We start from the raw sequence: 25,358 nt of genomic DNA, 5'->3' as shown, positions 1-25,358 counted from the left end.
GACAGCACAAATCCCCAGAGCGCGCGCGCCCATAACCACTCCCCAGAAGTGGGACCGCACCCCACGGCGGTCATTGAGCGAAGCTTAGGGGTCGCGGTCGCAAGCTACAAGGGGCGATGTCTCGGAAGGCCGAGCTCCGGTCGTGAGTCAGCGTGTGAAAGTGCCGAGACCGTGCTTGTCGAAATACTCCAGGACGAGTGTCGCACTGTCGAAGGTCGCCTGCGACGTCGCGCCCGGATTGGCGTTCTCCCCCGTGGGACGGAAGAGGAATGTGTCTCCGGACCAGTGCTCGAGTGGCCATCGCCCCCTCGGACCGAGCGAGAGCACGAGGCCGGAACCCTCCACCGCCACGCGCGCGGGTCCGAAGTACTCGTTGGCGTACTTCCCCGCATACGAGGCGAGATCGCGCGCCGGTTCGGGGTCGGTCGGCGGTTCTTGCCCGTCGAACTCTCCGGCCGGTTCGTTCATCAGCCCTTCGAACACCGAGATGAAGAAGCCGAGCCAATCGCGCCGCTCCTCACCGAACTGGGCGATGTCCATGAAGCGGTTCGCGATCCCTTCGGCCACACCGTTGGCCGAGGCGTTCGACAAGACGATGATCCCGAGATCGGCGCCCGGGAGCATCTTGACGATGGTCCCGGTACCGAGCGCGAAAGCGCCCGAGTGGTTCACATCGACGAGGCCGCCGACAGTCGTGCCGACGTTCCAGCCGTATCCGTAGTAGCCCGGGCGAGCACCCCACTCGCTGGGGAGTCCCATCACCATCTGCGGCGACATCGCCGGCAGCAGCGCCGACTCCGCCACGAACCGCTCGCCGTCGTTCATGCCGGCCGCGAGGAGCATCTTGGTCCAGATGGCCATGTCGGTGAGATTGGAGCTCACGCCTCCGGCAGGAGACTGCGCGTCCGGCTGGCGCTGCTCGGGGGTCACCACCCATTCCCCGTCGACCTTGATGTGTCCGAGCGCGCGATTGTCGCGACCCTCGAGGTCGGAGAACCTCGAGCTGGTCGACGTCATCCCGAGGGGCTCGTAGACCAGATGCTCCGAGAGCGTTGCCCAGTCCTCGCCTGCCGCTCGTGCCACCGACTCCGCCGCGGTCGTGATGTCGAAGTTGCCGTAGTGGTACACGGCGCGCCACGGCTCGAGCGGGATGTACCGGAGCTGCTTGATGATCGCCGCGCGATCGTAACCGATCTCCTCCAGCTCGTCTCCCGCATGTTCGTAGAGACCCGAGCGATGCGCATACATGTCGGCGATCGTGACCCGTGCGCCCGCCACGGGGTCGGAGAGGGTGAATCCGTCGAGGTTCTCGGCTACGGGCGTATCCCACGCCACGATGCCCTCATCGATCGCGCGCGCCACGACGGTCGAACCGACCGACTTCGAGACGGATGCCAGTGCGAAGACGGTATCGGCGTCCACCGGTACGCCGCTCTCGACGTCGCGGACGCCGAAGCCCTCGGCGAGGATCACGTCGCCGCCGTGGATGACGGCGACCGCGATGCCGGGGGTGCCGGTTGCATCCATCGCTTCGCCGACGGACTTCTCGACATCGGCCACGGCCGCCTCGACATGCTCGTCGGTCACGACCGCCACCGCGTCGGCGCCCGGGTTGGGATTCACCATCGGACTCTGGGATCGCTCAGGAGCGGCGTCCGGGCCGCCCGCTGTGCAGGCCGCCAGAGCTGCGCTCACGAACACCAGTGCCAGCAGACGGGTCGATCGAGCACGCCGCGCGGCCATGCCCAGAGTCTGGCAGAGCACGGCACGGGCTCACCAGGGGGCCGTCGGCGAGGGGTCAGATGGCGAAGCCGAGCGCCCGCATCATGTCGCGGCCGTCGTCGGTGATGCGCTCGGGGCCCCACGGCGGCATCCACACCCAGTTGATGCGGAACCGCTCGACGACCTCGTCGAGCGCCTGTGCGGTCTGCTCCTCGAGAACGTCGGTCAGCGGGCAGCCTGCTGAGGTGAGCGTCATGTGGATGACCAGGGCGTCGTTCTCGTCATCCCACCCCAGGTCGTAGATCAGACCCAGGTCGACGACGTTGATCCCCAGTTCGGGGTCCATGACGTCCTTGAGAGCTTCGGTGACCTCGTCGAACTTCTCGGGTGCAAGCGTTGCGGTCATATAACGATTCTACGCTTCGCTGCCGACGGCGGCATCAGCGGGCTCTTCCTCGCCCACGGGAAGATACCGGTCGTATCCCTCGTCCTCGAGACGGTCGGCGAGTTCCGGACCGCCCTCCTGGACGATGCGTCCGCCGATCATGACGTGAACGTAGTCGGGGTGGATGTAGCGCAGGATGCGGGTGTAGTGCGTGATGAGCAGCACACCCAGGTCGTTCTCGGCCTTGGCGCGGTTGACGCCCTCGGACACGATCTTGAGAGCGTCGACGTCGAGGCCGGAGTCGGTCTCGTCGAGCACGGCGATGCGGGGCTTGAGCAGTTCGAGCTGGAGGATCTCGTGGCGCTTCTTCTCGCCGCCCGAGAAGCCCTCATTGACGTTGCGCTGCGCGAACTTCGGATCCATCCGCAGGTTCTTCATGGACTGCTTGACGTCCTTGGTCCACGTCCGGATCGAGGGCGCCTCTCCGTCGATCGCGGTCTTCGCGGTCCGGAGGAAGTTCGTCACCGTGACGCCGGGGATCTCGACGGGATACTGCATCGCGAGGAAGAGGCCGGCGCGGGCACGCTCGTCCACCGTCATCGCGAGCACGTCCTCACCGTCGAGCGTGATCGTGCCGCTCGTGACCTTGTACTTGGGGTGACCGGCGATCGTGTACGCGAGCGTCGACTTGCCCGAGCCGTTGGGACCCATGATGGCGTGGGTCTGGCCGGTGCGGATCGTGAGTGTCACCCCGGTGAGGATGGGGGTGGTTCCGGCATCCGTCTCGACCGTCACATGCAGGTCGTGGATCTCTAGGACAGACATTCAGACTTCTCTTTTCATGATGCGTGGTGGCCGACCCTAGGCGAGGCCTACGAGGTCGGCTTCGTCACGGCGGGGTCGATGAGCACGTCGTCGCCGTCGATCGTGACGGCGAAGACCGGGACCGGCTCATAAGCGGGGAGGTTGAGGGGCTTGCCGGTGCTCAGGGAGAACGCCGAGCCGTGGGCCCAGCACTCGAGCGAGTCGCCGTCGACGAATCCCTCGGCGAGCGAGATGTCGCCGTGCGTGCAGGTGTCGCCGATGGCGTGCACGTCCCCGGCGGAGTCCATGACGACGGCGATGGCAACGCCGTCGACCTCGACCCGGATCGCCGAATCCTGCTCGAGCTCACTGAGGGCGCACACGCGCTGAGCCGTCATCGGGCGACCTCCTGGGCGAGTTCGATCTCGATGGCTGCGAACAGCTCGGCCTCGAGGGCGGGGATGCCGATCTTCTGCACGATCTCGGTGAGGAAGCCGAGCACCACGAGGCGACGCGCTTCGTCTTCGGTGATTCCGCGAGCCTGCAGGTAGAACAGCTGCTCGTCGTCGAATCGGCCGGTGGCGCTGGCATGGCCGGCACCGCGGATGTCGCCGGTCTCGATCTCGAGGTTCGGCACCGAGTCGGCACGCGCGCCTTCGGTCAGCACCAGGTTGCGGTTGGCTTCGTACGAGTCCGTGCCCACGGCATCCGGTCCGATGAGCACATCGCCGATCCAGACGCTGCGCGCGCCGGTGCCCTGGAGGGCGCCCTTGTACAGGACGTCGCCCTTCGTGTCCGGGCCGCTGTGGTGCAGGAAGACCTGGCTCTCGAGATGCTGGCCGGCATCCGAATAGCTGAGACCGAACAGCTCGCCGCGCGATCCCGCACCCGCGAGCTCGACGCTGGGGTTCACGCGGACCACGCCGCCGCCGAAGCTCACGACGACGTGCCGCAGCGTCGCGTCGCGTTCGACGCGCACCTGATGGGATGCCGCGTGCACCGCATCGTCGTCCCATTGCTGCACCGTCACGAGTTCGACGTGAGCGCCGTCGCGGACGATCACCTCGACGTTCTGGGCGAACTGGGCCGAGCCGGCGTGGCGCAGGAGCAGGGTGCACCGGGAGTTCACACCCGCCTCGAAGACGATGTGCGCGTTCGCGCGGCGGTCCGCGCCCGCGCCGGTCATGGTCACCACGATCGGCGCATCGAGCTCGGTGTTCGACGGCACGCGCAGGTAGAGCGCCTCGTCGGCGCGGGTCCACGCGATCGCGGCTGACCGGTCCTCGGGCTCGAAGACCTCGCCGCGGGGCGCCTCCCCCACTCGCCGGGCGCCGACCTCGACTCCGTCGGGCGCTGCCACGTCGAAGACGACGGCGGCGTCACCGGGGCGATCGTCGGCCGCGACATCCGCGAACAGCGAAGACAGACGGTCGACGGGTGTGTGCTTCCAGTTCACCTCGCGCCCCGTCGGGACGTCGAAGTCCGCGGGGTCGAACGATCGCGGACGCTCCGAGCGCGTCTGGACGGGGATGACCGCCCAGGCGCCGTCGGTGTGCGCGGTGGAACCGGGCGCCGTCGGAGGCGCCTGTGTCGTGGCCGTCATCTAGCCGACCGATCCTTCCATGCCCATTTCGATGAGCTTGTTGAGCTCCATCGCGTACTCCATGGGAAGCTCGCGCGCGATCGGCTCGATGAAGCCGCGCACGATCATCGCCATCGCCTCGTCCTCGGGCATGCCGCGGGACTGGAGGTAGAACAGCTGCTCTTCGCTCACCTTCGAGACGGTCGCCTCGTGGCCGAGCTGCACATCATCCACGCGGATGTCGATGGCCGGATACGTATCAGAACGCGAGATCGTGTCGACCAGCAGCGCATCGCAGCGGACGGTGTTGGCCGAGTGGTGCGCGTTGGCCTCGACCCGAACCTCGCCGCGGTAGCCGGCGCGCCCGCCCCCTCGCGCGATCGACTTCGAGACGATCGACGACTGCGTGTAGGGGGCCATGTGGACCATCTTTGCGCCGGCATCCTGGTGCTGACCGGGGCCGGCGAAGGCGACCGACAGGGTCTCGCCCTTGGCGTGCTCTCCGACCAGGAAGATCGAGGGGTACTTCATCGTGACCTTCGAGCCGATGTTCCCGTCGATCCATTCCATGGTCGCGCCCTCGTGCGCGATCGCGCGCTTCGTGACCAGGTTGTAGACGTTGTTCGACCAGTTCTGGATCGTCGTGTAGCGCACGCGGGCGTTCTTCTTCACGATGATCTCGACGACGGCCGAATGCAGCGAGTCGCTCTTGTAGATCGGCGCGGTGCAGCCCTCGATGTAGTGCACGTACGAGCCCTCGTCGGCGATGATCAGCGTCCGCTCGAACTGGCCCATGTTCTCGGTGTTGATGCGGAAGTACGCCTGCAGCGGGATCTCGACGTGGACCCCCGGGGGCACGTAGACGAATGAGCCGCCCGACCACACCGCGGTGTTGAGCGCCGCGAACTTGTTGTCACCGGCGGGGATGACGGTGCCGAAGTACTCCTCGAAGAACTCCGGGTGCTCCTTGAGCGCCGTGTCGGTGTCCATGAAGATGACGCCCTGAGCCTCGAGCTGCTCGTTGATCTGGTGGTACACCACTTCGGACTCGTACTGGGCGGCGACGCCCGAGACCAGACGCTGGCGCTCCGCCTCGGGGATGCCGAGCCGTTCGTAGGTATTGCGGATGTCTTCGGGGAGCTCTTCCCACGAGCCCGCCTGCTTCTCGGTCGAGCGCACGAAGTACTTGATGTTGTCGAAGTCGATCTCGCTGAGATCGGCGCCCCACGTCGGCATCGGCTTGCGGCCGAAGAGCTGCAGACCCTTGAGGCGGTTCTTGAGCATCCAGTCGGGCTCGGTCTTGAGGGTCGAGATGCCCCGGACGACGGCCTCGCTCAGGCCGCGTTGGGCAGTGGCGCCGGCGGCGTCGGTGTCGTGCCAGCCGAATTCGTACTGTCCGAGGCTGGCGAGCTCGGGTCGGTCGATCAGCACATCAGACATCGTCACGTTCTCCTCCGGGTCCTTGCGGTGTCATCCGCACCGGCATTCCGACTCTTCAGGTGGAGTTACCGGAAGGGGATGCCGCTGGTGGGCCCTCTCAAGCGGCGCTGGCCATCGCGCCTAGACTGTCAGTGGTTCGAGGCACCCAGGGGTGCCCGAAGCCGACCCCTCGATTCTACAGGGTCCGCCTCCGCGCGGGCGCCTGGATCATGCACCCACTGTGCCAGCACCATCCCAGGAGGCAGCTGACGATGCCCGCCGAGACGACGACTCCGCCCGCGTCCGGACTTCTCCGACGCTTGTGGACCCGACTGCCCGACCACGTGGACCGGCGTGTCATCGCCGCAGCGTGGGCGACACTCGCGGTGCAGGTGGGGATCGTCGCCACGGGCGGACTCGTGCGCCTGACGGGTTCGGGCCTCGGATGCCCGACGTGGCCGCGCTGCACCGCCGACTCGCTCATCGCGACGCCCGAAATGGGGTTCCACGGCGCGATCGAGTTCGGCAACCGCATGCTGACGTTCGTCCTGGTCGTGGTGGCGATCGTGACGTTCCTGTTCGTCGTCCGGATGCGCGCACAGCGTCGCGACCTGTTCTGGCTCGCTCTGGGAGTCGGTCTCTATGTGCCGCTGCAGGCAGTGATCGGCGGCATCACAGTGCTGACGAACCTGAACCCCTACATCGTCGGCCTCCACTTCTTCGCATCCGTGATCCTGGTGGCGCTCTCGGCGGCGCTGGTGGTGCGGGTCTACGCGACTCCTGGTCGCCGAGAGACCGCCGTGCCCGGCTGGTACGCCGTCACCACGCGCGTCACGGCCGCCGCGGCGCTCGTGACGATCATCGTCGGGATCCTCGTCACCGGATCCGGTCCGCACGCCGGCGACGGCGGGGCGTCTCGCAACGGGCTGAATCCCGAGTTCATGCAGCACGTCCACTCGTGGCCCGCCTACGCGCTGCTCGCGCTCACGGTCGTCATCTTCGCCGGATCGTGGCGCATGCCCCGCGCGCAGCGGCTGCCCCTGTGGACCGGGCTCGTTCTGGCCGTCGAGATCGTCCAGATCTTCGTCGGGCTGTGGCAGGCGCGCGCGGGTCTGCCGATCGCCCTCGTCAACATCCATCTCGTGCTCGCCGTGCTTCTCGTCGCGGCCACGACCACCGTCGTCATGCACCTCACCGCACCGGTTGCGACACCCTCGGATGCCGCGATCACCGACGCGCGCCGGCATCCCGCTCGCTCAGGTTCATAGGCGATTCATCGAATTCACACACTCCACGCTCCGCCGCTGCGGGCACGCTGGCGGAATGGCGCGGCCGATCGTGCCCGCTTCAAGGAGAAACAAATGAACACCCGTCCCAGCCTGCTTCGCAGCATCCCGTTCTGGATCCTGGTCGCCGCGTCGCTCGTCTCGGTCGTCCTCGGCGCATGGATCTTCAGCATGCGACTCGGTCAGATGACCGCGACTCTCACCGACGGCAGCGCCACCGCCGTCGACGTCTATGTCGGCCCGTCGGTCGCGCTGTTCGGCACCGTGCTCGTCGGTGCCGGCGTCATCGGTCTGCTCCTCGCCCTCGCGGTCGCCGCGGCGTCCTCGCTGCGCCCCAAGGCTCCGGTCGAGGTCGTCGAGCCCATCGGCTGGACCGATGAGGAAGAGATCGTCGAGGTCGTGACGGTTCCCGCCGCACCCGTCGCCGACGCAGAACCGGTGGCGACCGAGGCCGAGGTCCCCGTCGGCCGCTGACCCTTCCACGCACGACGACGGCGCCGACCCCATGGATCGGCGCCGTCGTTCCGTGCGTCAGCGCAGGATCTTCGCGACCTGACTCATGAGCGCGTGGTCATCACTGTCGTGGCTGATCTCCCACACCATCGCGCCGCGCAGCCCGAGCCTGTCGATGAGCGCGATGCGTTCGGCGACCGACTTCGGGCTCGTGAAAGTGATCACGGTGCGCACGGTGGCCGGTCCCGTCGTCAACGTCGGGTGCTCGGCCGCGGCGCTGTACAGATATGGCTCGCCGGCGAGGGCGTTCCAGGCGACCGTGTAGCCGTTGCCACCGGTCTTGCCGTCGGAGCTGACGTAGCCCGCCTCGACCAGCGCGTGGAAGCTCGGCTGGAATGCGGAGTCCGCAGTGAGCGAATCAGCGCTGAGGCCGGTGTTGTCGAACGATGTGTACAGCCCGTTGTTCTTCGTGCCGGTGCGCAGCCACTGCTGCCCGTAGAAGCCCATGCCGACCACGATCTTCGATGCGGGCACGCCGCTGAGCAGGTAGTACGCAACGGTGCCGGCGGTGTTCCATGTCGGGTTCTTCGCGTTCGGGTCGCGCGGATCCAGTCCGAACAGCGAGTTGTGGGCGACGACGGGGCTGCCCGCGACGTTGTAGTCGTAACTCATGATGTTGACCCAGTCGAGGTGCTTCACGAACGCCGAGAGCTCGTAGTACTTCGTCGAGCTCGTCGCCGCGGGCAGTGCCGCCGTGAGCAGGTAGTGCTTGCCGGTCTTCGTGCCGTACGCGTCGAGCTGCGTGCGGAACTCGGCCGCGAGCGCTGTCGCGTTCTTGCGGTCGGCGGGGCTCACGTTGTAGTTGCCGTCGGCCACCGATGTCGGATACTCCCAGTCGAGATCGATGCCGTCGAAGATGCCCGCTGCCGCTCCCGGTCCGCCGGCGTCCTCGGGCCATCCACCGGTCGGAAGGTTGCCCTTGATGAACGTGTCGATGCACTCCGCGGCGAACTTCTCGCGGAGTTGGCTGGTTGACGCCAGCGTCGAGAACCACTTCGACTTCGTCCAGCCGCCGAGTGAGATCTCCACTTTCAGGTGGGGGTTCGCGGCCTTCAGCTTCTTCAGCTGGTTGAAATTGCCGTACAGGTTGCCGTTGGCGCCGAAGTTGTCGGCCACGCCGTCCACGGTGTTCTCAGGCCCCCAGTACACCTGCTGGTAGTCGGCCCACGGGTCGAGCGATGAGCAGCCCACATTCCCCGTCGCCGGGTCGTAGGTCGCGTCACCGAAGGCGTACTGGATGACGTTGAGCTTGTCGACGGGGATGTCCTTGACGAAATAGCCGCGGCCGTACACGTCCCAGTTCGCGAAATAGGCGCTGACGACTTTCGCGGGAGCATCGGACGGTGGTTTCGAGGAGGTCGCCTGCGCCGGAGGCGCGATCGCGAGGCCGAGCCCGACGAGCACCGCGGTGGCCACGGCGATGGATCTGGTGAATGAGGACATGGGGGGATTCCTTCCACGGCGATGTGATGGCATCACTGTGGCGAAGGCGATCCGTGTTTGTCAAGAGTATTTACTAAAGACTCCGAACAAACCCGCCGGTCGTTGAGCGAGGAGCGAAGCGACGAGACGAAACGCCGCAAGCCGGACCCGCGACGTTTCGTCTCGCTCCGCTCGCTCAACGACCGAGGCGTGCAATGGCCGTCAGAACGGCAGCAGCGGGTCGATCGCGATGGCGACGAAAAGCAGCGTCAAGTACGTGATCGATGCGTGGAAAACCCGCATCGGGCGGGGCTCGGTGCCGCGGATCGCGCGGTTGTAGAGGCGGTGCGATTCGTAGATGAACCAGCCTCCGAACACGAGAGCCGAGACGGTGTAGACGAGACCCATCCCGGCGACCGGTACGAGCAGCAGCGAGCAGGCGACGGCCGCCCATGCGTAGAGGATGACCTGCAGCCCGACTTGCGAGCCGTTGCGGGTGGCTCCGAGCATCGGGACGTGGACATCCTCGTACTGGTCCTTGTACTTCATCGAGAGGGGCCAGTAGTGCGGCGGCGTCCAGAGGAACACGAGGGCGAACAGGATGACGGGGGGCCAGGCGAGCGAGCCGGTCACGGCCGTCCAGCCGATGAGCACCGGGAAGCAGCCGGCGATGCCGCCCCACACGATGTTCTGCTCGGTGCGGCGCTTCAGGATCATCGTGTAGATCACGACGTAGAAGAAGATCGCCGTCGCCGACAGGGTCGCGGCGAGCCAGTTGGTCGTCAGCCACAGCCAGATCGTCGAGACGACGGCGAGCGTCCACGCGAAGATCAGGGCACCCCTCGGCGACACCTCGCCGGTGACGAGCGGCCGGTTCACGGTGCGCTGCATGTGCGCGTCGATGTCGCGGTCGAGGTACATGTTGAAGGCGGCGGCCGAGCCGGCGCTCATCGAGCCGCCGATGACGGTCGCGAACACGAGCCACAGGCTGGGCAGTCCGCCCTGGGCGAGGATCATGACCGGCATGGTCGTGACGAGAAGCAGTTCGAGGACCCGCGGCTTCGTGAGTGCGATGTACGCGCGAAGGGTGCGGCCGAAACCGTGGCGGGGATCGCGTCGTCCGTGGACGGAGGCCTCGGCACCGGCCGTCGTCGTGATGTCCATCGCCCCCGCAATCGCCGCCTGTCGAACAGCCCTCAGTCTATGGCATGGCATGTCGGCGACCCGGCCCACCGACCGCCCTGCGACGGGTCGTTTCGGGGGCAGGGGTCCGTCACACAGCGGCACGCATGATCGGTGCGACATACCGCTTCGCTATGCTGAAGTCATTCGCGCGCCCCGCGCCGATTCCCCCTTTCTCCTCGTCGAGTTGGGACGCGGACCGGCGACGCTGGGGCCAAACCCTCGAGAAAGGCGGCCCTGTGTCGGAACTGCGGTGGGACGAAATCGATAGGCGCGCGGTCGATACCGCTCGTGTGCTGGCAGCAGACGCGGTGGAGAAGGTCGGCAACGGCCACCCCGGTACGGCGATGAGCCTCGCCCCCGCCGCGTACCTGCTTTACCAGAGGGTCATGCGCCACGACCCCGCGGACGTGCACTGGACGGGCCGCGACCGGTTCATCCTGTCGGCCGGTCACTCGTCCCTGACGCAGTACGTGCAGCTCTACCTGGGCGGGTTCGGGCTGGAGCTCGACGACCTCAAGGCTTTGCGCACGTGGGGATCGCTGACCCCCGGCCACCCCGAGTACGGGCACACCGACGGCGTCGAGATCACGACCGGGCCGCTCGGCCAGGGACTGTCGTCCTCCGTCGGGTTCGCGTACGCCGCGCGTTACGAGCGCGGACTGTTCGATCCGGATGCCGCGCCCGGCACGTCGCCGTTCGATCACTTCATCTACGTCATCGCGTCGGATGGCGACCTGCAGGAGGGCGTGACGTCAGAGGCGTCATCACTCGCCGGCCACCAGGAGCTCGGCAACCTGGTCGTCCTGTACGACTCGAACCAGATCTCGATCGAAGACGACACGAACGTCGCGTTCACCGAAGACGTCGCCAAGCGATACGAAGCCTACGGCTGGCATGTGCAGACGGTCGATTGGAAGAAGACCGGCGAATACGTCGAGGATGTCGCCGAGCTGGATGCCGCCATCGAAGCCGCGAAGGCCGAGACGTCGAAGCCCTCGATCATCGTCCTGAAGACGATCATCGGCTGGCCCTCCCCCGGCAAGCAGAACACCGGAAAGATCCACGGCTCCGCCCTCGGCGGCGACGAGCTCGCCGCGACCAAGAAGGTGCTCGGATGGGACCCCGACACCACATTCGTCGTTCCGGAGGACGTGCTCGAGCACACGCGTTCGCTCGGTGAGCGCGGTGCTGCTGCGCACGCCGAGTGGCAGGAGTCGTTCGACGCCTGGGCCACGGCGAACCCCGATCGCAAGGCTCTCTTCGACCGCCTGCAGGCCCGTCAGCTGCCCGGCGACATCGCCTCGGCGCTCCCCGTCTTCGAGTCCGGCAAGGATGTCTCCACCCGTGCCGCGTCGGGCACCGTCATCAACGCCCTCGCCGCCGAACTGCCCGAGCTGTGGGGCGGCTCCGCCGACCTCGCCGAGTCGAACCTCACGACGATCAAGGACGCGAAGTCCTTCATCCCGTCGGAGTGGTCGACGCACGAGTGGGCGGGTGACTCGTTCGGCCGCGTTCTGCACTTCGGCATCCGCGAGCACGCGATGGGCGCGATCGTCAACGGCATCGTCCTGCACGGGCCCACCAGGGCATTCGGCGGCACGTTCCTGATCTTCAGCGACTACATGCGCCCGTCGGTGCGCATCGCATCTCTCATGAACATCCCGAGCATCTACGTCTGGACGCACGACTCCGTCGCGCTCGGCGAAGACGGGCCCACCCATCAGCCGATCGAGCAGTTGGCGGCGCTGCGCGCCATCCCGAACTTCACGGTGGTGCGCCCGGCCGACGCGAACGAGACCGCCGTCGTGTGGCTCGAGATCCTGCGCCGTCACGGCGGGCCCGCCGGCCTGGCGCTCACCCGCCAGAACATCCCGGTGTTCGCGCGCGGCGACGGCGAGGCCTCGGGCGACGTGTTCGCCTCGGCGGACAATGCCACCAAGGGCGCTTACGTCCTGGCGGAGGCACCCAGTGGAAAGCCCGACGTGATCCTCATCGGCACCGGCTCCGAGGTGCAGCTGGCCGTCGCCGCACGCGAGACGCTCGCCGCCGAAGGCATCGGGGCGCGCGTCGTCTCGGCGCCGTCGCTGGAATGGTTCGCCGAGCAGGACGACGCCTACCGCGAGAGCGTGCTGCCCGCATCCGTCACCGCGCGGGTGTCCGTCGAGGCGGGCCTCGCCCTCACGTGGCGCGGCATCGTCGGCGACAGCGGCCGCTCGGTCTCGATCGAGCACTTCGGAGCGTCCGCCGACTACAAGACCCTGTTCGAGAAGTTCGGCATCACCGCCGAAGCCGTCGTAGCGGCGGCCCGCGAGACCCTCGCCGTCGTGGCGAAGAAGAAGGAAGAGCAGTCATGAGCACCCCCACCGAACAGCTCACCGCCCAGGGCGTGAGCATCTGGCTTGACGACCTCTCGCGGGAGCGGATCACGTCGGGCAACCTCACCGAACTCATCGCCACGCGGAATGTGGTCGGCGTCACCACGAACCCGACGATCTTCGCCGGCGCCCTCTCGAACGGCCACGCCTACGAGACGCAGGTCGCGCAGCTGGCGGCCGCCGGTGCGAGCGCCGATGACGCGATCTTCCAGATCACGACGGATGACGTCCGCGACGCGACCGACATCTTCCGCCCGGTGTACGACGCCACCGCCGGTGTCGACGGACGCGTGTCGATCGAGGTCTCCCCCGACCTCGCCCACGACACCGCAGCCACGATCGATCAGGCCAAGCAGCTGTGGGCGACGGTCGACCGGCCGAACACGCACATCAAGATCCCCGCCACGAAGGCCGGGCTGCCGGCGATCACCGCGACGCTCGCCGAGGGCATCTCGGTCAACGTCACGCTGATCTTCAGCCTGCAGCGCTACGCCGAGGTCATCGACGCGTACCTCGCCGGAATCGAGCAGGCGCAGGCGGCCGGCCACGACATCTCGACCATCCACTCGGTCGCATCGTTCTTCGTGTCGCGCGTCGACACCGAGGTCGACAAGCGCCTCACCGCGATCGGCAACGGGGTCGCGAGTACGTTGAAGTCGAAGGCCGGCGTCGCGAATGCTCGACTGGCGTATGAGCTGTTCGAGAAGGAGTTCGCCACCGATCGTGCGAAGGCGCTGACGGATGCCGGTGCCAACGTGCAGCGGCCGCTGTGGGCCTCGACCGGGGTCAAGGATCCTGCCCTTCCCGACACGCTGTACGTGACCGAACTGGTCGCGCCCGGCACCGTGAACACCATGCCGGAGAAGACCCTCGAGGCCACGTTCGACCACGGTGAGATCGGCGGCGACGCCGTCACCGGCGCCTACGCCGATGCACACGCCCTGTTCGACCAGCTCGCCTCGGTCGGCGTCGACTTCGACGACGTGACGCAGGTGCTCGAGGACGAAGGCGTCGAGAAGTTCATCGCGTCCTGGCACGAGCTGAAGGACACCGTCGCGGCTGCACTGAGCAACGCGCCGGAGATCGCCCGATGAGCTTCGAGCTCCACCTGAGCGGCCACGTCAAGTCCGTCGTGGACGAAACGCTCCCGGGCCTCGTCGCCGACCTCGTCGCATCCGGCATCACGGCAGCGGACCCGAGCCTGTGGGGACCCGACGCCGAGACGGAGGCATCCTCTCGGCTCGGCTGGGTGGATGCCGTGACCACCTCACGGCCGCTCGTCGCCGAGATCGAGGCGCTTCGCTCACAGCTGCTCGCGAAGGGCGTGACGCGTGTCGTCCTGGCGGGCATGGGCGGGTCCTCGCTCGCACCCGAGGTCATCGCGCAGACGAGCGGCGTGCCCCTCGTCATCCTCGACTCGACCTCACCCGGGCAGGTGCTGGCCGCTCTCGACGGAGACGCGGAGTCGGGCGGCCTGACGCAGACCGTGCTCGTCGTGTCGTCGAAGTCCGGCTCCACGGTCGAGACCGACTCGGCCAAGCGCACGTTCGAAGCGGCATTCCGCGATCTCGGGATCGACCCGCTCGAACGCATCGTCGTGGTGACCGATCCTGGGTCCCCCCTCGACGTCGCAGCCCGCGGCGAGGGCTACACGGTCTTCAATGCCGACCCCAGTGTCGGAGGACGCTATTCGGCGCTGACGGCCTTCGGTCTGGTCCCGACCGGCCTGGCCGGCGTCGACCTGGCCGAACTGCTCGACGAGGCGGATGCGTCACTGCTCGAGGTCGCGATCGACAGCCCTGACAACCCCGCCCTGGTGCTCGCCGCCGCCATCGCCGGCGGACAGCCCAGACGCGACAAGCTCGGCCTCGTGAGCGACGGCACCCACATCGTGGGACTGCCGGACTGGATCGAGCAGCTCGTCGCCGAGTCGACCGGAAAGAACGGCACCGGCATCCTGCCAGTCGTGCTTCTCCCCGTCTCACCCGAGCTCGACAGCAAGCCGCACGACCTGCAGATCGTGCGGATCGTGGATGAGGCGCACGAGTTCCACTTCCGCGAGCACCACGAGGGTGAAGTCCTCATCAGCGGGTCGCTCGCAGCGCAGTTCATCGTCTGGGAGTACGCGACGGCGACCGCCGGGCGGATGCTGGGCATCAACCCGTTCGATCAGCCTGATGTCGAGTCCGCGAAGGTCGCGACGCGCGGCCTCCTGGACGCGCGCCCCGAGGCGACTGCCCCCGCATTCGAGGTGGACGGCGTCGAGGTGCGTGTGTCGCAGCCCGGGCTCGCGGCATCCGGCACCGTCGCCGGAGTGCTCGACGCGCTCTGGGCACTTGTGCCCGCCGACGGCTACGTGTCGATCCAGGCATACGTCAACCGGCTCGCACTCCCCCAGCTCGAGGGTCTGCGCGAGCTCGTGGCCGCCGACTCCGGGCGCCCCACCACGTTCGGCTGGGGACCTCGCTTCCTGCATTCGACGGGGCAGTACCACAAGGGCGGACCCGCCAACGGGGTGTTCCTCCAGATCCTCGAGCGCGGCGATGTCGATCTCGAGATCCCCGGGCGTCCCTTCACGTTCGGTCAGCTCATCGAGGCGCAGGCAGCCGGAGATGCGAGCGTCCTCGCCGACGGACACGGGCGTCCGGTCGTCACCCTCACGCTGACCGACCCCCAGCTCGAAGTGCTGTCGCTCTTCGAAGCGGCACAGTAGGAGCCACCCCGACATGCCCAACGAGGTCCAAGAATCGAGTGACGCGCAGGAGCGCCACGGAATAGAGATCACGCGCGGCCACAACCCGCTGCGCGACCCGGACGATCACCGGCTGAGCCGGATCGCCGGCCCGAGCGCGCTCGTCATCTTCGGCGTGACCGGCGATCTCTCGCGCAAGAAGCTGATGCCGGCCGTGTACGACCTGGCCAATCGCGGGTTGCTGCCGCCCGGATTCGCACTCGTCGGCTTCGCACGCCGTGACTGGGAGGACGAGGACTTCGCGAAAGTCGTGGAGGACGCGGTCCGCCAGCACGCACGCACCGAATTCCGGGACGAGACGTGGCAGCAGCTGCTGGAAGGCATCCGCTTCGTCTCCGGCGAATTCGACAACGAGGAGTCGTTCCGTCGTCTTCGTGAGACAGTCGACCGGCTGGATGCCGAGCGCGGCACGATGGGAAACCACGCGTTCTACCTGTCCATCCCGCCGAAGGACTTCCCCATCGTCGCGGAGCAGCTGAAGGCCTCCGGACTGGTCGACGACACCGCCGACCAGCCCGAGCGCTGGCGGCGCGTCGTCATCGAGAAGCCGTTCGGACACGACCGAGCCTCCGCGCAGGCGCTCAACGATGCCCTTCGCTCGGCGTTTCCGACCGACTCGATCTTCCGCATCGACCACTACCTCGGCAAGGAGACGGTGCAGAACATCCTCGCGCTGCGCTTCGCCAACGAGCTGTACGAGCCGATCTGGAATGCCAACTACGTCGACCACGTGCAGATCACGATGGCCGAGGACATCGGCGTCGGCGGTCGCGCGGGGTATTACGACGGCATCGGGGCAGCAAGAGACGTCATCCAGAATCACCTCCTGCAGCTCCTCGCGCTGACCGCCATGGAGGAGCCCATCTCATTCGACGCGAAGAACCTTCGCGCCGAGAAGGAGAAGGTGCTCGCTGCGGTGACTCTGCCCAAGGACCTCGCGCGCTCCACCGCACGCGGCCAGTATGCGGGCGGCTGGCAGGGCGGCGAGAAGGTGCTCGGCTTCCTCGAAGAGGACGGGATGAAGCCCAACTCGACGACCGAGACCTACGCCGCCATCACGCTCGAGATCAACACGCGCCGCTGGGCGGGTGTGCCGTTCTACCTGCGAACGGGCAAGCGGCTGGGCCGCCGCGTGACCGAGATCGCCGTGATCTTCAAGACGGCGCCCGAGCAGCTCTTCTCACGCAGCCAGACCGCCGGTCAGGGGCAGAACGCGCTCGTCATCCGCGTCCAGCCCGACGAGGGCGTGACGATCCGCTTCGGCTCCAAGGTGCCGGGCGCCGGCGCGCAGGTGCGCGACGTGACGATGGACTTCGGCTATGGCCACGCCTTCACCGAGGCGAGCCCCGAGGCCTACGAGCGGCTCATCCTCGACGTGCTGCTGGGCGACCCGCCGCTCTTCCCGCGCCACGAGGAGGTCGACCTCTCGTGGAAGATCCTCGACCCGATCGAGGAGTTCTGGGAGACGCAGGGCGGCCCCCTCGAACAGTACGCGCCCGGGTCGTGGGGCCCGGCGTCCGCGGCCGAGATGCTCGCCCGCGATGGCCGCACTTGGAGGCGCCCATGATCGTCGATCTGCCCGACACCACCGTGAGCAAGATCACACGCGCGCTCGTCGACGTGCGCGAAGAAGGCGGGGCGGTCGCCCTCGGCCGGGTGCTGACCCTCATCATCCTCACCCGTGAGGGCGCGCTGGAAGAGGTCATCGAGGCCGCGAACGACGCGTCGCGCGAGCATCCGATGCGCGTCATCGTCCTCATGATCGGCGACAGCGGCGCAGCGGACTCGCGCCTCGACGCGCAGATCCGCGTCGGCGGCGACGCCGGCGCCAGTGAGGTCATCACCCTCAGCATCAACGGCGAGGCCGGCAACTCGAACCTCGAAAGCCTGGTGACCGGACTGCTGCTGCCCGATGCACCCGTCGTGGTGTGGTGGCCGAACAAGACGCCCGATGTGCCCTCGGCGACATCCATCGGCAAGATCGCGCAGCGCCGCATCACGGATGCCGCGACGAAGTCCGACCCATCGGCGTGGGTTGCCGCGCTCGGCGGCAGCTATGCTCCGGGCGACACCGATCTCGCCTGGACTCGCCTCACCCGGTGGCGCGAGCAGCTCGCCGCGATCCTCGACCAGCCTCCGTACGAGGCGATCACGGCGGTGCGAGTGCGGGGTGCCTCCGACTCGCCGTCCACGGCACTCCTCGCGGCGTGGCTCCGCCTCGCTCTCGACGTGCCGGTCGACTGGGCCTATCTCGACGCCGAAGAGTGGCCCCACGGCATCAAGTCCGTGACGCTCGTCCGAGAGAGCGGCGAAGTGAAGCTGGAGCGGCCCGAGTCAGGGGTCGCCGTGCTCACCCAGCCCGGACAGCCGGTCCACGACCTCGCCTTTCCCCGCCGCACACTGCGGGAATGCCTCGCCGAAGAGCTCCGGCGCCTCGATCCGGACGTCCTGTATGGTCGAGTGATCACCCAGGGCTGGGAACTCCTCGGCCCTCCGAGCAGTACCGAGGACGCCGGCCGAAAGGTCTGAGCGAGACGCGAGACACATGAGCGAGACGCATGGTTGAGGCCTGGGCAGAGAAGCGCGTGGTGATCAGCCCCGATCCCACGACTCTGGCGGATTCGGTCGCTGCTCGGCTGCTCAATCGCGTGGCGAAGCGCCTCGACAGCGATGCACTCGTCCACATCTCCCTTACCGGCGGAACCATGGGGTCGGCCGTGCTGGTGGCCGCGTCGCGCCATCCGCGTCGGGACCGCATCGACTGGTCTCGCGTCCACTTCTGGTGGAGCGACGAACGATTCGTGCCACGCGCCGACGACGATCGCAACGAGAAGCAGGCGCGCGCCGCGCTGCTGGACGCACTCGACATCCCCGACGCCAACATCCACGCGATCGCCTCGAGCGACGACGGCGTCGACCTGGAGGGCGCCGCCGAACGGTACGCGGCGGAGCTCGCCCGCTTCGCCGGCGAGGACGGGGACTGGCCCTCGTTCGACGTATGCTTCCTCGGCGTCGGCCCTGATGCGCACATCGCCTCGCTCTTTCCCGACCGGCCCGAGATCCTCATCACGGATCGTTCGACGGTTCCGGTGCGGGAGTCCCCCAAGCCTCCGCCAGAGCGCGTGAGCGTGACGCGTCCGGTGATCAACAGCTCGCAGCGGGTGTGGATGGTGCTCTCGGGCGCCGACAAGGCCGCAGCCCTCGGGCTGGCATTGGCGGGCGCGAGCTACGCGAGCGTGCCCGCAGCGGGCGCCAAGGGGCGCAAGCGCACCGTGTTCTTCGTCGACGATGCCGCCGCCGCACAGGTGCCGCCGGAACTCATCGACGGGGAGTATTGACGCGGCGCGGGTCAACAATGCGAAAAGCGGATGCCGGTGGCATCCGCTGTCGCTTGAGCGGTGGGTTCAGTCCTGACCGCGCCTGTCACGCAGCTGCTTGAGCGCGTCGTCGAGCAGGGCCTCGGCCTCTTCCTCGGTGCGTCGCTCCTTCACGTAGGCGAGGTGCGTCTTGTACGGCTCGGTTTTGGCGAGCGCCGGCGGATTCTCTTTGTCACGCCCCGCGGGCAGACCCGAGTGCGGGGAGTCGATCGTGTCGGGGATCTCCTCCTCGGGAATGCCGGCCGCGAAGTAGCGGACGGTCTCGTTGCCGAGGGCATCCCAGTACGAGATGGCGACGCGGTCGGCATGGAAGCCGTGGTCCTGCTCGCCCATGGGTCCGGCACCGACTCGAGTGCCGCGGATCGCGTTGCCCCCCGTGGCCATCAGATGCCCTGGAACTTCGTGATCAGCCCGAGCGCGACGATCGATACGAACCACGCCAGGGCGAGGACGATCGTGAAGCGATTGAGGTTTCGCTCTGCGAGGCCGGATGATCCGAGCGCCGACGTCATGCCGCCCCCGAACATGTCGGACAGCCCGCCGCCGCGCCCCTTGTGGAGCAGGATCAGCAGTGTCAGCAGCAGACTCGTGATTCCGAGGAGAACCTGGAGGACGAACTCGAGGATTGGCACAGTCGTTCAAGCCTTTCGTGGCGATCATCCGCCGATCGCACAAGGGTCAAGTATACGTGCTGCGCCGTTTCGTCTCGGACTGTCAGACGCCGACGTGCTTCTGGAAGCGCACGATCGCCGAGAACTCGTCCACCACGAGGCTCGCGCCGCCCACGAGGGCGCCGTCTACATCGGGCTCGCGCATGAAGCTCGCGATGTTCGCCGCCTTGACTGATCCGCCGTACAGCACGCGGGTGCGGGCCGCGGCATCCGCCCCGAGCTTGTCGGCGATGACGTCGCGCAGCTTGGCGCACACATCCTGCGCCTGCTCGGGAGTCGCCGCCTGTCCCGAGCCGATCGCCCAGACCGGCTCGTAGGCGACGACGATGTCGGCGCTCGAGGCGACGCCGTCCAGCGCCACCTGCAGCTGCCCGACGGGCACCGCGCTCGCGCCGAACTTCTCGAGATCCTCGGATGTCTCACCGACGCAGATCACGGGGACCAGGCCGTGCCGCAGCGCGGCCTTGACCTTCTCGGCCACGACCTCGTCGCTCTCGGCGTGGTACTCACGACGCTCGGAATGGCCGATGATGACGTACCGGCACGCGAGCTTCGCGAGGAAAGCGCCGGAGATCTCTCCGGTGTACGCCCCGGAGTCCTTGGTCGACAGGTCCTGGCCGCCGAGGGCGAACGGGATCTTGTCGGCGTCGAGGAGCGTCTGGACGGTCCGGAGGTCGGTGAAAGGCGGGAAGAGCCCCACCTCGACCGAGTCGTCGCCGTGCTTGGCGTCCTTGAGCGACCAGTGCAGCTTCTGCACGAATGCGATCGCCTGCAAGTGGTCGAGGTTCATCTTCCAGTTGCCTGCGATGAACGGCGTACGCGTTGCTACTGCCATCCGAGGACCTCCAGTCCAGGTAGCTTCTTGCCCTCGAGGAACTCGAGGCTGGCGCCGCCACCCGTCGAGATGTGGCCGAACTGATCGTCTTGGAAGCCGAGCTGTCGCACCGCGGCCGCCGAGTCCCCGCCGCCGACGACGCTCAGCCCGTCCACCTCGGTGAGAGCTTGGGCGACGGCCTTCGTGCCGGCGGCGAACGGAGCGAGTTCGAACACGCCCATCGGGCCGTTCCAGAAGACGGTCCGGCTGTCGCGGATGACTTCCGCGAAGCGTGCCGACGTGTCGGGTCCGATGTCGAGACCGAGACCGGATGCCCCGAACGGCGTGTCTTCGATGCGATCCGCCGAAGTCACCACGTGCTCCGCGTCGGCACCGAACTTCGACGCGACCACGACATCCGTCGGGAGGACGATCTCGACCCCCGACTCCTCCGCAGTCTTGAGGTACTGCCGCACGGTGTCGAGCTGGTCGGCCTCGAGCAGGCTCGCGCCGACTCTGTGCCCCTGCGCGACCAGGAAGGTGAACAGCATCCCACCACCCACCAGCAGTCGGTCCACGCGCGGCAGGAGGTGCGAGATCACGCCCAGTTTGTCACTGACCTTCGAGCCGCCGAGTACGACCGTGTAGGGCCGCTCCGGGTTCTCTGTGAGTCGGTCGAGCACATCCAGCTCCGCGGCGATCAGCAGACCGGCCGCGGATGGCAGGATCTCGGCCAGCTCGTAGACGCTCGCCTGCTTCCGGTGCACCACGCCGAACCCGTCGGACACCAGTGCGTCACCGAGCTCGGCAAGCTGAGCAGCGAACGCTCCGCGCTCAGCGTCGTCCTTCGCCGTCTCACCGGTGTTGAAGCGCAGGTTCTCGATGACGGCGATGTCGCCGTCCTCGAGCGCCGCGACGGCGTCGTGTGCGGACTCCCCCACGGTGTCGAGGGCGAACGCGACGGGCTTCCCGAGCAGCTCCGAAAGGCGCTGCGCGACCGGCTCGAGACTGTACTTCGGGTCCGGCGCGCCATCCGGACGCCCGAGGTGCGAGCAGACGACGACCCGTGCGCCCTGCTGGATCAGGGCGTTCAGCGTGGGCAGGGAGGCTCGCACGCGGCCGTCGTCCGTGATCGCCGAGTCCTTCAGAGGGACGTTCAGGTCACAACGGACGATGACGCGCTTTCCTGCGAGCGAACCCAGCGAATCGAGGGTGCGCAGAGCCATGGTGGACGCCTAGAGGCGCTCGGCCACGTATTCGGTGAGGTCCACGAGACGGTTCGAGTAGCCCCACTCGTTGTCGTACCACGCCGACACCTTGACCAGGTTGCCGCTGACGTTGGTCAGCTCGGCGTCGAAGATCGAGGAGTGCGGGTCGAGCTGGATGTCGCTCGACACGATCGGGTCTTCGGTGTACTTCAGGTAGCCCACGAGGGAGCCGTCTTCCGAAGCAGTCTTGTAGGCGGCGTTGACCGTCTCGACGGTGAGGCCCTCGGTCGGCGTGACGATGGTCAGATCGACGATCGAGCCGGTGGGCACGGGGACGCGGTACGACGAGCCGCTCAGCTTGCCGGCGAGTTCGGGCAGCACGACGCCGATGGCCTTGGCCGCACCCGTCGACGCGGGGACGATGTTGATCGCAGCGCCACGCGCGCGGCGCAGGTCGCTGTGCGGGCCGTCCTGCAGGTTCTGGTCGGCCGTGTAGGCGTGCGCGGTCATCATGAACCCGCGCTCGATCCCGAATGCGTCATTGAAGACCTTGGCGAGGGGTGCCAGGCAGTTCGTGGTGCACGACGCGTTCGAGATGATCACGTCGGTCTCAGGGTTGTAGGTCTCTTCGTTCACTCCCATGACGAGGGTCGCGTCATCGCCCGTGGCAGGAGCCGAGATGATGACCTTCTTGGCGCCGCCCGCGATGTGCTTCTTGGCGTCGTCGGCCTTGGTGAAGCGACCGGTCGACTCGATGACGATGTCGACGCCCAGCTCACCCCAGGGGAGATTCGCGGGGTCGCGCTCTTCGAAGACCTTGATGGACTTGCCGCCGACGGTGATGGAGCCCTCGTCGTACGACACGTCCTCTGCCAGGCGTCCGCCCACGGAGTCGTACTTGAGCAGGTGCGCGAGCGTCTTGTTGTCGGTGAGGTCGTTCACCGCCACGATTTCGAGGTCTGCGCCCTGCGCGAGAGCCGCGCGAAGAAAGTTGCGCCCGATGCGGCCGAAGCCGTTGATTCCGATCTTGACAGCCACGGAAATTCTCCTGAGATATGTCGTGCGCGATTGCGCGGTTCATTGCTTTTCAGACGGTGGACAACGGCGTCCCGGTGGGGCAGCCCACCGGGACGCCCGCACTTGCTATGACAGTACCAGCAGGCCTGCAGTCTTCTCGCGGGCGACCGCCAGACGGTCAGCGACGTTCGCCCAGTTGGCGATGTTCCAGACGGCCTTGACGTAGTCGGCCTTGACGTTGAGGTAGTCGAGGTAGAACGCGTGCTCCCACATGTCGAGCTGGAACACCGGAATCGTGCCCTGCGCCGTGTTGGACTGCTGATCGAACAGCTGCTGGATCAGGAGCTGCTCGCCGAGGGGATCCCAGCTGAGCACGGCCCAGCCGGAGCCCTGGATACCGGTCGCGGCGGCCGTGAAGTGCGCCTGGAATTTGTCGAACCCGCCGAAGAACTCGTCGATGGCGGCCGCGAGCTCGCCGTCGGGCTGCCCGCCGCCGTCGGGCGAGAGGTTGGTCCAGAAGATCGAGTGGTTCACGTGCCCGCCGAGGTTGAAGGCGAGATCCTTCTCGAGCTTGTTGACGTTCGCGAGGTTGCCCGTCTCACGCGCCTCGGCCAGCTGGTCGAGCGCGGTGTTCGCGCCGGTCACGTAGGCCTGGTGGTGCTTGTCGTGGTGCAGCTGCATGATCTTGCCGCTGATGTGCGGCTCGAGTGCGGCGTAGTCGTAGGGGAGGTCGGGCAACGTGTACTTCGCCATGTTCTCTTCTTCCTATCGGCGCTGCCGCCGAAGCTCCTCGGGGGCAGCGAGGGTGACGATTTCATCCTAGTGAGCGGCAACGCGCCGAGGAGGGGGTTGCTTCCCCGTATGACCTGGCGGAGACTGCGCCGCGGAGGCTCAGTCGTCGAGGCCGGCCGGTACGGCCGATTCGGTGTCGGGCAGTCCCTCGGTCTCTGCCTTCTTGTCTGCCATGGCGAGGAGCCGCCGGATGCGCCCGGCGACGGCATCCTTCGTCAGCGGCGGGTCGACGTGATGGCCGAGCTCGTCGAGACTCGCGTCGCGATGCGCGAGGCGCAGCTCGCCCGCCTCGCGCAGGTGGTCGGGCACGTCGTCGGCGAGGATCTCGAGCGCTCGCTCGACGCGTGCGCACGCCGCGACCGCCGCCTGAGCCGAACGGCGCAGGTTGGCGTCATCGAAGTTCACGAGCCGGTTGACGCCGGCACGCACTTCGCGGCGCTGACGCAGCTGGTCCCACTGGGCAGCGGCCTTCTCGGCGCCCATCTGCGCGAGTGCCAGGCGGATCGCCTCGCCCTCGCGGACGACGACCCGTGGCACTCCCCGGACCTCGCGGGCCTTCGCCGGGATGCCCAGCCGGTGGGCGGCGCCCACGAGCGCCATGGCGGCCTCGGACGCGGGGCACGTGATCTCGAGCGCGGCGGAACGGCCGGGCTCGCTCAATGAGCCGGCAGCCAGGAACGCGCCCCGCCAGATCGCAGCGAGGTCGCCGCGGGATCCGGTCGTGAGCTTGTTCGGCAGCCCGCGCACGGGGCGCCGGCGCTGATCGAGCAGCCCGGTCTGGCGAGCGAGCGTCTCACCGCCCTCGATCACGCGGACGGCGAAGTGGCTGCCGTTGCGGGCACCGGAGCCCTGCACGTGCACGAGCTCGGGCCGGACGCCGTAGATCTCCATCAGGTCTCGTGCCACGCGACGCGCGAGGACGTCGGAGTCGAGCTCCGCCTCGACGGCGACCCGGTTCGCGATCGAGTGCAGTCCACCCGAGAACCGCAGCAGCGAGGTGAGCTCGGCCACCCGGGCCGTCGGGCGCGGATCGCGCACCGCAGTGAGCTCGGCCTTCACGTCAGCGGTCAGCGACACGTGTCTCCTCTGTCGTCGGTGGGAACGAGGGTCAAGCCTACTCGGGCGGCGGCCTCATTCACGGCCGAGGTCTCGATGCTTCACCCGCACCGCCACCCCGGGCTCCGCCGCGAGCAGCTCTGCGAGCTCGCGGGCCATCACGACCGAGCGGTGCTTGCCGCCGGTGCAGCCGATCGCGACGACGGAGTGCCGCTTGTTCTCGCGCTGGTAGCCCGCGAGGACGGGATGCAGTGCTGCCGCGTAAGTCTCGATGAACTCCCGCGCACCGTCCTGAGCGAGCACGTACTCGCGCACCGCGTCGTCTTCACCGGTCAGGGCGCGCAGTTCATCGTTCCAGAACGGGTTCGGCAGGAAGCGCATATCGGCGACGAGATCGGCGTCCGGCGGCAGTCCGTACTTGAATCCGAAGCTGAGGATGGTGAGCGTGTGCCGCGCGGCACCCGCTTCGGAGAACAGCTCTGCGACCTGCGACGAGAGCTGGTGGATGTTGTGCGACGACGTGTCGATGATGATGTCGGCGCTCTCGCGTACGGCGGCGAGGCGCTCGCGCTCCAGACGGATGCCGTCGAGCACCGTGCCGTCGCCCTGAAGGGGGTGGGGACGGCGGACGGCCTCGAAGCGCCGGACGAGCACGCCGTCCGCGGCATCCAGGAAGATGAGCCGGATCTGCCGGCGTTCGCGCAGCGCGAGAATCGCCTCGGGCAGCTCCGAGAACAGGTCACGGCCGCGCACATCGACGACGACGGCAACGCGTGGCAGCACCCCTGCGGCCAGCTCGGTCAGGTCGAGGAGCGGCCGGAGCATCTGGGGCGGCAGATTGTCGACGACGTACCAACCGAGGTCCTCGAGGGCGTTGGCGGCCGTCGATCGGCCGGCTCCCGACATCCCGGTCACGATCAGCACCTCGCCGCTCTCGCGGCGCTCTGCCTCGGTCATGACCACCCCCGTTGTCGCGAC

At 67.7% G+C, this 25,358-nt stretch carries 24 protein-coding genes; 8 read left to right on the top strand and 16 right to left on the bottom strand.

Going from position 1 to position 25,358, the window contains the following annotated elements:
• Nucleotides 1-147 precede the first annotated feature (147 nt).
• From ABD188_RS11610 to sufB, 6 genes are read right to left on the bottom strand one after another with little or no spacing between them, the layout of a single operon-like run.
• Complete coding sequence (locus ABD188_RS11610) at nt 148-1,743, bottom strand: serine hydrolase (RefSeq protein ID WP_344062191.1); 1,596 nt, start codon at nt 1,741-1,743, stop codon at nt 148-150.
• Nucleotides 1,744-1,798: 55 nt separating this feature from the next.
• Nucleotides 1,799-2,128 carry a metal-sulfur cluster assembly factor gene (locus ABD188_RS11605; RefSeq protein WP_344062188.1) on the bottom strand — a complete coding sequence of 110 codons (330 nt, stop codon included), beginning with the start codon at nt 2,126-2,128 and terminating at the stop codon, nt 1,799-1,801.
• Between the two features lie 9 nt (nt 2,129-2,137).
• On the bottom strand, nt 2,138-2,932 hold the full coding sequence (gene sufC, locus ABD188_RS11600) for a Fe-S cluster assembly ATPase SufC (RefSeq protein ID WP_344062186.1): 795 nt from the start codon (nt 2,930-2,932) through the stop codon (nt 2,138-2,140).
• A gap of 47 nt (nt 2,933-2,979) precedes the next feature.
• Nucleotides 2,980-3,309 (bottom strand): non-heme iron oxygenase ferredoxin subunit, encoded by a 330-nt coding sequence (locus tag ABD188_RS11595; protein ID WP_344062184.1) that lies wholly within the window; start codon nt 3,307-3,309, stop codon nt 2,980-2,982.
• Nucleotides 3,306-4,514 carry a Fe-S cluster assembly protein SufD gene (gene sufD, locus ABD188_RS11590; protein WP_344062181.1) on the bottom strand — a complete coding sequence of 403 codons (1,209 nt, stop codon included), beginning with the start codon at nt 4,512-4,514 and terminating at the stop codon, nt 3,306-3,308. The genes ABD188_RS11595 and sufD overlap by 4 nt, the downstream gene beginning before the upstream one ends.
• Nucleotides 4,515-5,933, bottom strand: coding sequence for a Fe-S cluster assembly protein SufB (gene sufB, locus ABD188_RS11585; RefSeq protein ID WP_344062178.1), 1,419 nt, complete (start codon nt 5,931-5,933; stop codon nt 4,515-4,517).
• Nucleotides 5,934-6,184: 251 nt separating this feature from the next.
• Here sufB and ABD188_RS11580 point away from each other — a divergent pair, with 251 nt between their 5' ends.
• Both ABD188_RS11580 and ABD188_RS11575 read left to right on the top strand, forming a co-directional pair.
• Nucleotides 6,185-7,180: a COX15/CtaA family protein gene (locus ABD188_RS11580; protein WP_344062175.1), complete on the top strand. Its 996-nt coding sequence runs from the start codon at nt 6,185-6,187 to the stop codon at nt 7,178-7,180.
• Between the two features lie 93 nt (nt 7,181-7,273).
• Nucleotides 7,274-7,672: a dinucleotide-utilizing enzyme gene (locus ABD188_RS11575; protein WP_344062172.1), complete on the top strand. Its 399-nt coding sequence runs from the start codon at nt 7,274-7,276 to the stop codon at nt 7,670-7,672.
• A 57-nt stretch (nt 7,673-7,729) separates the two neighbouring features.
• Here ABD188_RS11575 and ABD188_RS11570 read toward each other — a convergent pair whose 3' ends face one another.
• Nucleotides 7,730-9,154, bottom strand: coding sequence for a glycoside hydrolase family 18 protein (locus ABD188_RS11570; RefSeq protein WP_344062169.1), 1,425 nt, complete (start codon nt 9,152-9,154; stop codon nt 7,730-7,732).
• 201 nt (nt 9,155-9,355) lie between these two features.
• A complete protein-coding gene (locus tag ABD188_RS11565; protein ID WP_344062166.1) occupies nt 9,356-10,297 on the bottom strand; it encodes a heme o synthase in 942 nt (313 codons plus the stop codon).
• Nucleotides 10,298-10,554: 257 nt separating this feature from the next.
• Here ABD188_RS11565 and tkt point away from each other — a divergent pair, with 257 nt between their 5' ends.
• From tkt to pgl, 6 genes are read left to right on the top strand one after another with little or no spacing between them, the layout of a single operon-like run.
• A complete protein-coding gene (gene tkt, locus ABD188_RS11560; RefSeq protein ID WP_344062163.1) occupies nt 10,555-12,672 on the top strand; it encodes a transketolase in 2,118 nt (705 codons plus the stop codon).
• The gene (gene tal, locus ABD188_RS11555) at nt 12,669-13,787 is read left to right on the top strand and encodes a transaldolase (protein ID WP_344062160.1); all 1,119 of its coding nucleotides are present in this window, start codon (nt 12,669-12,671) and stop codon (nt 13,785-13,787) included. Before tkt ends, tal begins: the two co-directional genes overlap by 4 nt.
• Nucleotides 13,784-15,406 carry a glucose-6-phosphate isomerase gene (locus tag ABD188_RS11550; RefSeq protein ID WP_344062157.1) on the top strand — a complete coding sequence of 541 codons (1,623 nt, stop codon included), beginning with the start codon at nt 13,784-13,786 and terminating at the stop codon, nt 15,404-15,406. The genes tal and ABD188_RS11550 overlap by 4 nt, the downstream gene beginning before the upstream one ends.
• 13 nt (nt 15,407-15,419) lie before the next feature.
• Complete coding sequence (gene zwf / locus ABD188_RS11545) at nt 15,420-17,012, top strand: glucose-6-phosphate dehydrogenase (protein ID WP_344062153.1); 1,593 nt, start codon at nt 15,420-15,422, stop codon at nt 17,010-17,012.
• Nucleotides 17,009-17,974 carry a glucose-6-phosphate dehydrogenase assembly protein OpcA gene (locus ABD188_RS11540; RefSeq protein WP_344062150.1) on the top strand — a complete coding sequence of 322 codons (966 nt, stop codon included), beginning with the start codon at nt 17,009-17,011 and terminating at the stop codon, nt 17,972-17,974. The genes zwf and ABD188_RS11540 overlap by 4 nt, the downstream gene beginning before the upstream one ends.
• A 29-nt stretch (nt 17,975-18,003) precedes the next feature.
• On the top strand, nt 18,004-18,783 hold the full coding sequence (pgl, locus tag ABD188_RS11535; protein WP_344062147.1) for a 6-phosphogluconolactonase: 780 nt from the start codon (nt 18,004-18,006) through the stop codon (nt 18,781-18,783).
• A 66-nt stretch (nt 18,784-18,849) separates the two neighbouring features.
• Here pgl and ABD188_RS11530 read toward each other — a convergent pair whose 3' ends face one another.
• From ABD188_RS11530 to rapZ, 8 genes are all read right to left on the bottom strand, one after another.
• Nucleotides 18,850-19,206 carry an RNA polymerase-binding protein RbpA gene (locus ABD188_RS11530; protein ID WP_344062144.1) on the bottom strand — a complete coding sequence of 119 codons (357 nt, stop codon included), beginning with the start codon at nt 19,204-19,206 and terminating at the stop codon, nt 18,850-18,852.
• Entirely contained in the window at nt 19,206-19,454 is a 249-nt protein-coding gene (gene secG / locus ABD188_RS11525) for a preprotein translocase subunit SecG (RefSeq protein WP_344062141.1), read from the bottom strand. The genes ABD188_RS11530 and secG overlap by 1 nt, the downstream gene beginning before the upstream one ends.
• Before the next feature lie 82 nt (nt 19,455-19,536).
• Nucleotides 19,537-20,328 carry a triose-phosphate isomerase gene (gene tpiA, locus ABD188_RS11520; RefSeq protein WP_344062139.1) on the bottom strand — a complete coding sequence of 264 codons (792 nt, stop codon included), beginning with the start codon at nt 20,326-20,328 and terminating at the stop codon, nt 19,537-19,539.
• Nucleotides 20,319-21,533, bottom strand: a complete 1,215-nt coding sequence (locus tag ABD188_RS11515; RefSeq protein WP_344062136.1) for a phosphoglycerate kinase — start codon at nt 21,531-21,533, stop codon at nt 20,319-20,321. Before ABD188_RS11515 ends, tpiA begins: the two co-directional genes overlap by 10 nt.
• A 9-nt stretch (nt 21,534-21,542) precedes the next feature.
• Nucleotides 21,543-22,553 carry a type I glyceraldehyde-3-phosphate dehydrogenase gene (gene gap, locus ABD188_RS11510; RefSeq protein WP_344062133.1) on the bottom strand — a complete coding sequence of 337 codons (1,011 nt, stop codon included), beginning with the start codon at nt 22,551-22,553 and terminating at the stop codon, nt 21,543-21,545.
• Between the two features lie 105 nt (nt 22,554-22,658).
• A complete protein-coding gene (locus tag ABD188_RS11505; RefSeq protein ID WP_344062130.1) occupies nt 22,659-23,285 on the bottom strand; it encodes a superoxide dismutase in 627 nt (208 codons plus the stop codon).
• 138 nt (nt 23,286-23,423) lie between these two features.
• Nucleotides 23,424-24,401 carry a DNA-binding protein WhiA gene (gene whiA / locus ABD188_RS11500; RefSeq protein ID WP_344062127.1) on the bottom strand — a complete coding sequence of 326 codons (978 nt, stop codon included), beginning with the start codon at nt 24,399-24,401 and terminating at the stop codon, nt 23,424-23,426.
• A gap of 54 nt (nt 24,402-24,455) precedes the next feature.
• Entirely contained in the window at nt 24,456-25,337 is an 882-nt protein-coding gene (gene rapZ, locus ABD188_RS11495) for an RNase adapter RapZ (protein WP_344062124.1), read from the bottom strand.
• Nucleotides 25,338-25,358: the final 21 nt, after the last annotated feature.

Origin of the sequence: Microbacterium pumilum (assembly GCF_039530225.1) — a bacterium.
GTDB lineage: Bacteria > Actinomycetota > Actinomycetes > Actinomycetales > Microbacteriaceae > Microbacterium > Microbacterium pumilum.
Note: the sequence above shows the minus strand (reverse complement) of the source record. Positions and strands in the feature narration are given on the sequence as shown.

Bases quoted from the DNA above. Each gene is read 5' to 3' on its own strand.
- pgl (WP_344062147.1), top strand. From the start codon at position 18,004: ATGGTTGAGGCCTGGGCAGAGAAGCGCGTGGTGATCAGCCCCGATCCC.
- zwf (WP_344062153.1), top strand. From the start codon at position 15,420: ATGCCCAACGAGGTCCAAGAATCGAGTGACGCGCAGGAGCGCCACGGA.
- ABD188_RS11580 (WP_344062175.1), top strand. From the start codon at position 6,185: ATGCCCGCCGAGACGACGACTCCGCCCGCGTCCGGACTTCTCCGACGC.
- ABD188_RS11515 (WP_344062136.1), bottom strand. From the start codon at position 21,533: ATGGCTCTGCGCACCCTCGATTCGCTGGGTTCGCTCGCAGGAAAGCGC.
- ABD188_RS11565 (WP_344062166.1), bottom strand. From the start codon at position 10,297: ATGGACATCACGACGACGGCCGGTGCCGAGGCCTCCGTCCACGGACGA.
- ABD188_RS11530 (WP_344062144.1), bottom strand. From the start codon at position 19,206: ATGGCCACGGGGGGCAACGCGATCCGCGGCACTCGAGTCGGTGCCGGA.
- tpiA (WP_344062139.1), bottom strand. From the start codon at position 20,328: ATGGCAGTAGCAACGCGTACGCCGTTCATCGCAGGCAACTGGAAGATG.
- ABD188_RS11595 (WP_344062184.1), bottom strand. From the start codon at position 3,309: ATGACGGCTCAGCGCGTGTGCGCCCTCAGTGAGCTCGAGCAGGATTCG.
- sufB (WP_344062178.1), bottom strand. From the start codon at position 5,933: ATGTCTGATGTGCTGATCGACCGACCCGAGCTCGCCAGCCTCGGACAG.
- sufD (WP_344062181.1), bottom strand. From the start codon at position 4,514: ATGACGGCCACGACACAGGCGCCTCCGACGGCGCCCGGTTCCACCGCG.
- ABD188_RS11550 (WP_344062157.1), top strand. From the start codon at position 13,784: ATGAGCTTCGAGCTCCACCTGAGCGGCCACGTCAAGTCCGTCGTGGAC.
- ABD188_RS11610 (WP_344062191.1), bottom strand. From the start codon at position 1,743: ATGGCCGCGCGGCGTGCTCGATCGACCCGTCTGCTGGCACTGGTGTTC.
- rapZ (WP_344062124.1), bottom strand. From the start codon at position 25,337: ATGACCGAGGCAGAGCGCCGCGAGAGCGGCGAGGTGCTGATCGTGACC.
- ABD188_RS11570 (WP_344062169.1), bottom strand. From the start codon at position 9,154: ATGTCCTCATTCACCAGATCCATCGCCGTGGCCACCGCGGTGCTCGTC.
- ABD188_RS11605 (WP_344062188.1), bottom strand. From the start codon at position 2,128: ATGACCGCAACGCTTGCACCCGAGAAGTTCGACGAGGTCACCGAAGCT.
- ABD188_RS11540 (WP_344062150.1), top strand. From the start codon at position 17,009: ATGATCGTCGATCTGCCCGACACCACCGTGAGCAAGATCACACGCGCG.
- ABD188_RS11575 (WP_344062172.1), top strand. From the start codon at position 7,274: ATGAACACCCGTCCCAGCCTGCTTCGCAGCATCCCGTTCTGGATCCTG.
- sufC (WP_344062186.1), bottom strand. From the start codon at position 2,932: ATGTCTGTCCTAGAGATCCACGACCTGCATGTGACGGTCGAGACGGAT.
- ABD188_RS11505 (WP_344062130.1), bottom strand. From the start codon at position 23,285: ATGGCGAAGTACACGTTGCCCGACCTCCCCTACGACTACGCCGCACTC.
- tal (WP_344062160.1), top strand. From the start codon at position 12,669: ATGAGCACCCCCACCGAACAGCTCACCGCCCAGGGCGTGAGCATCTGG.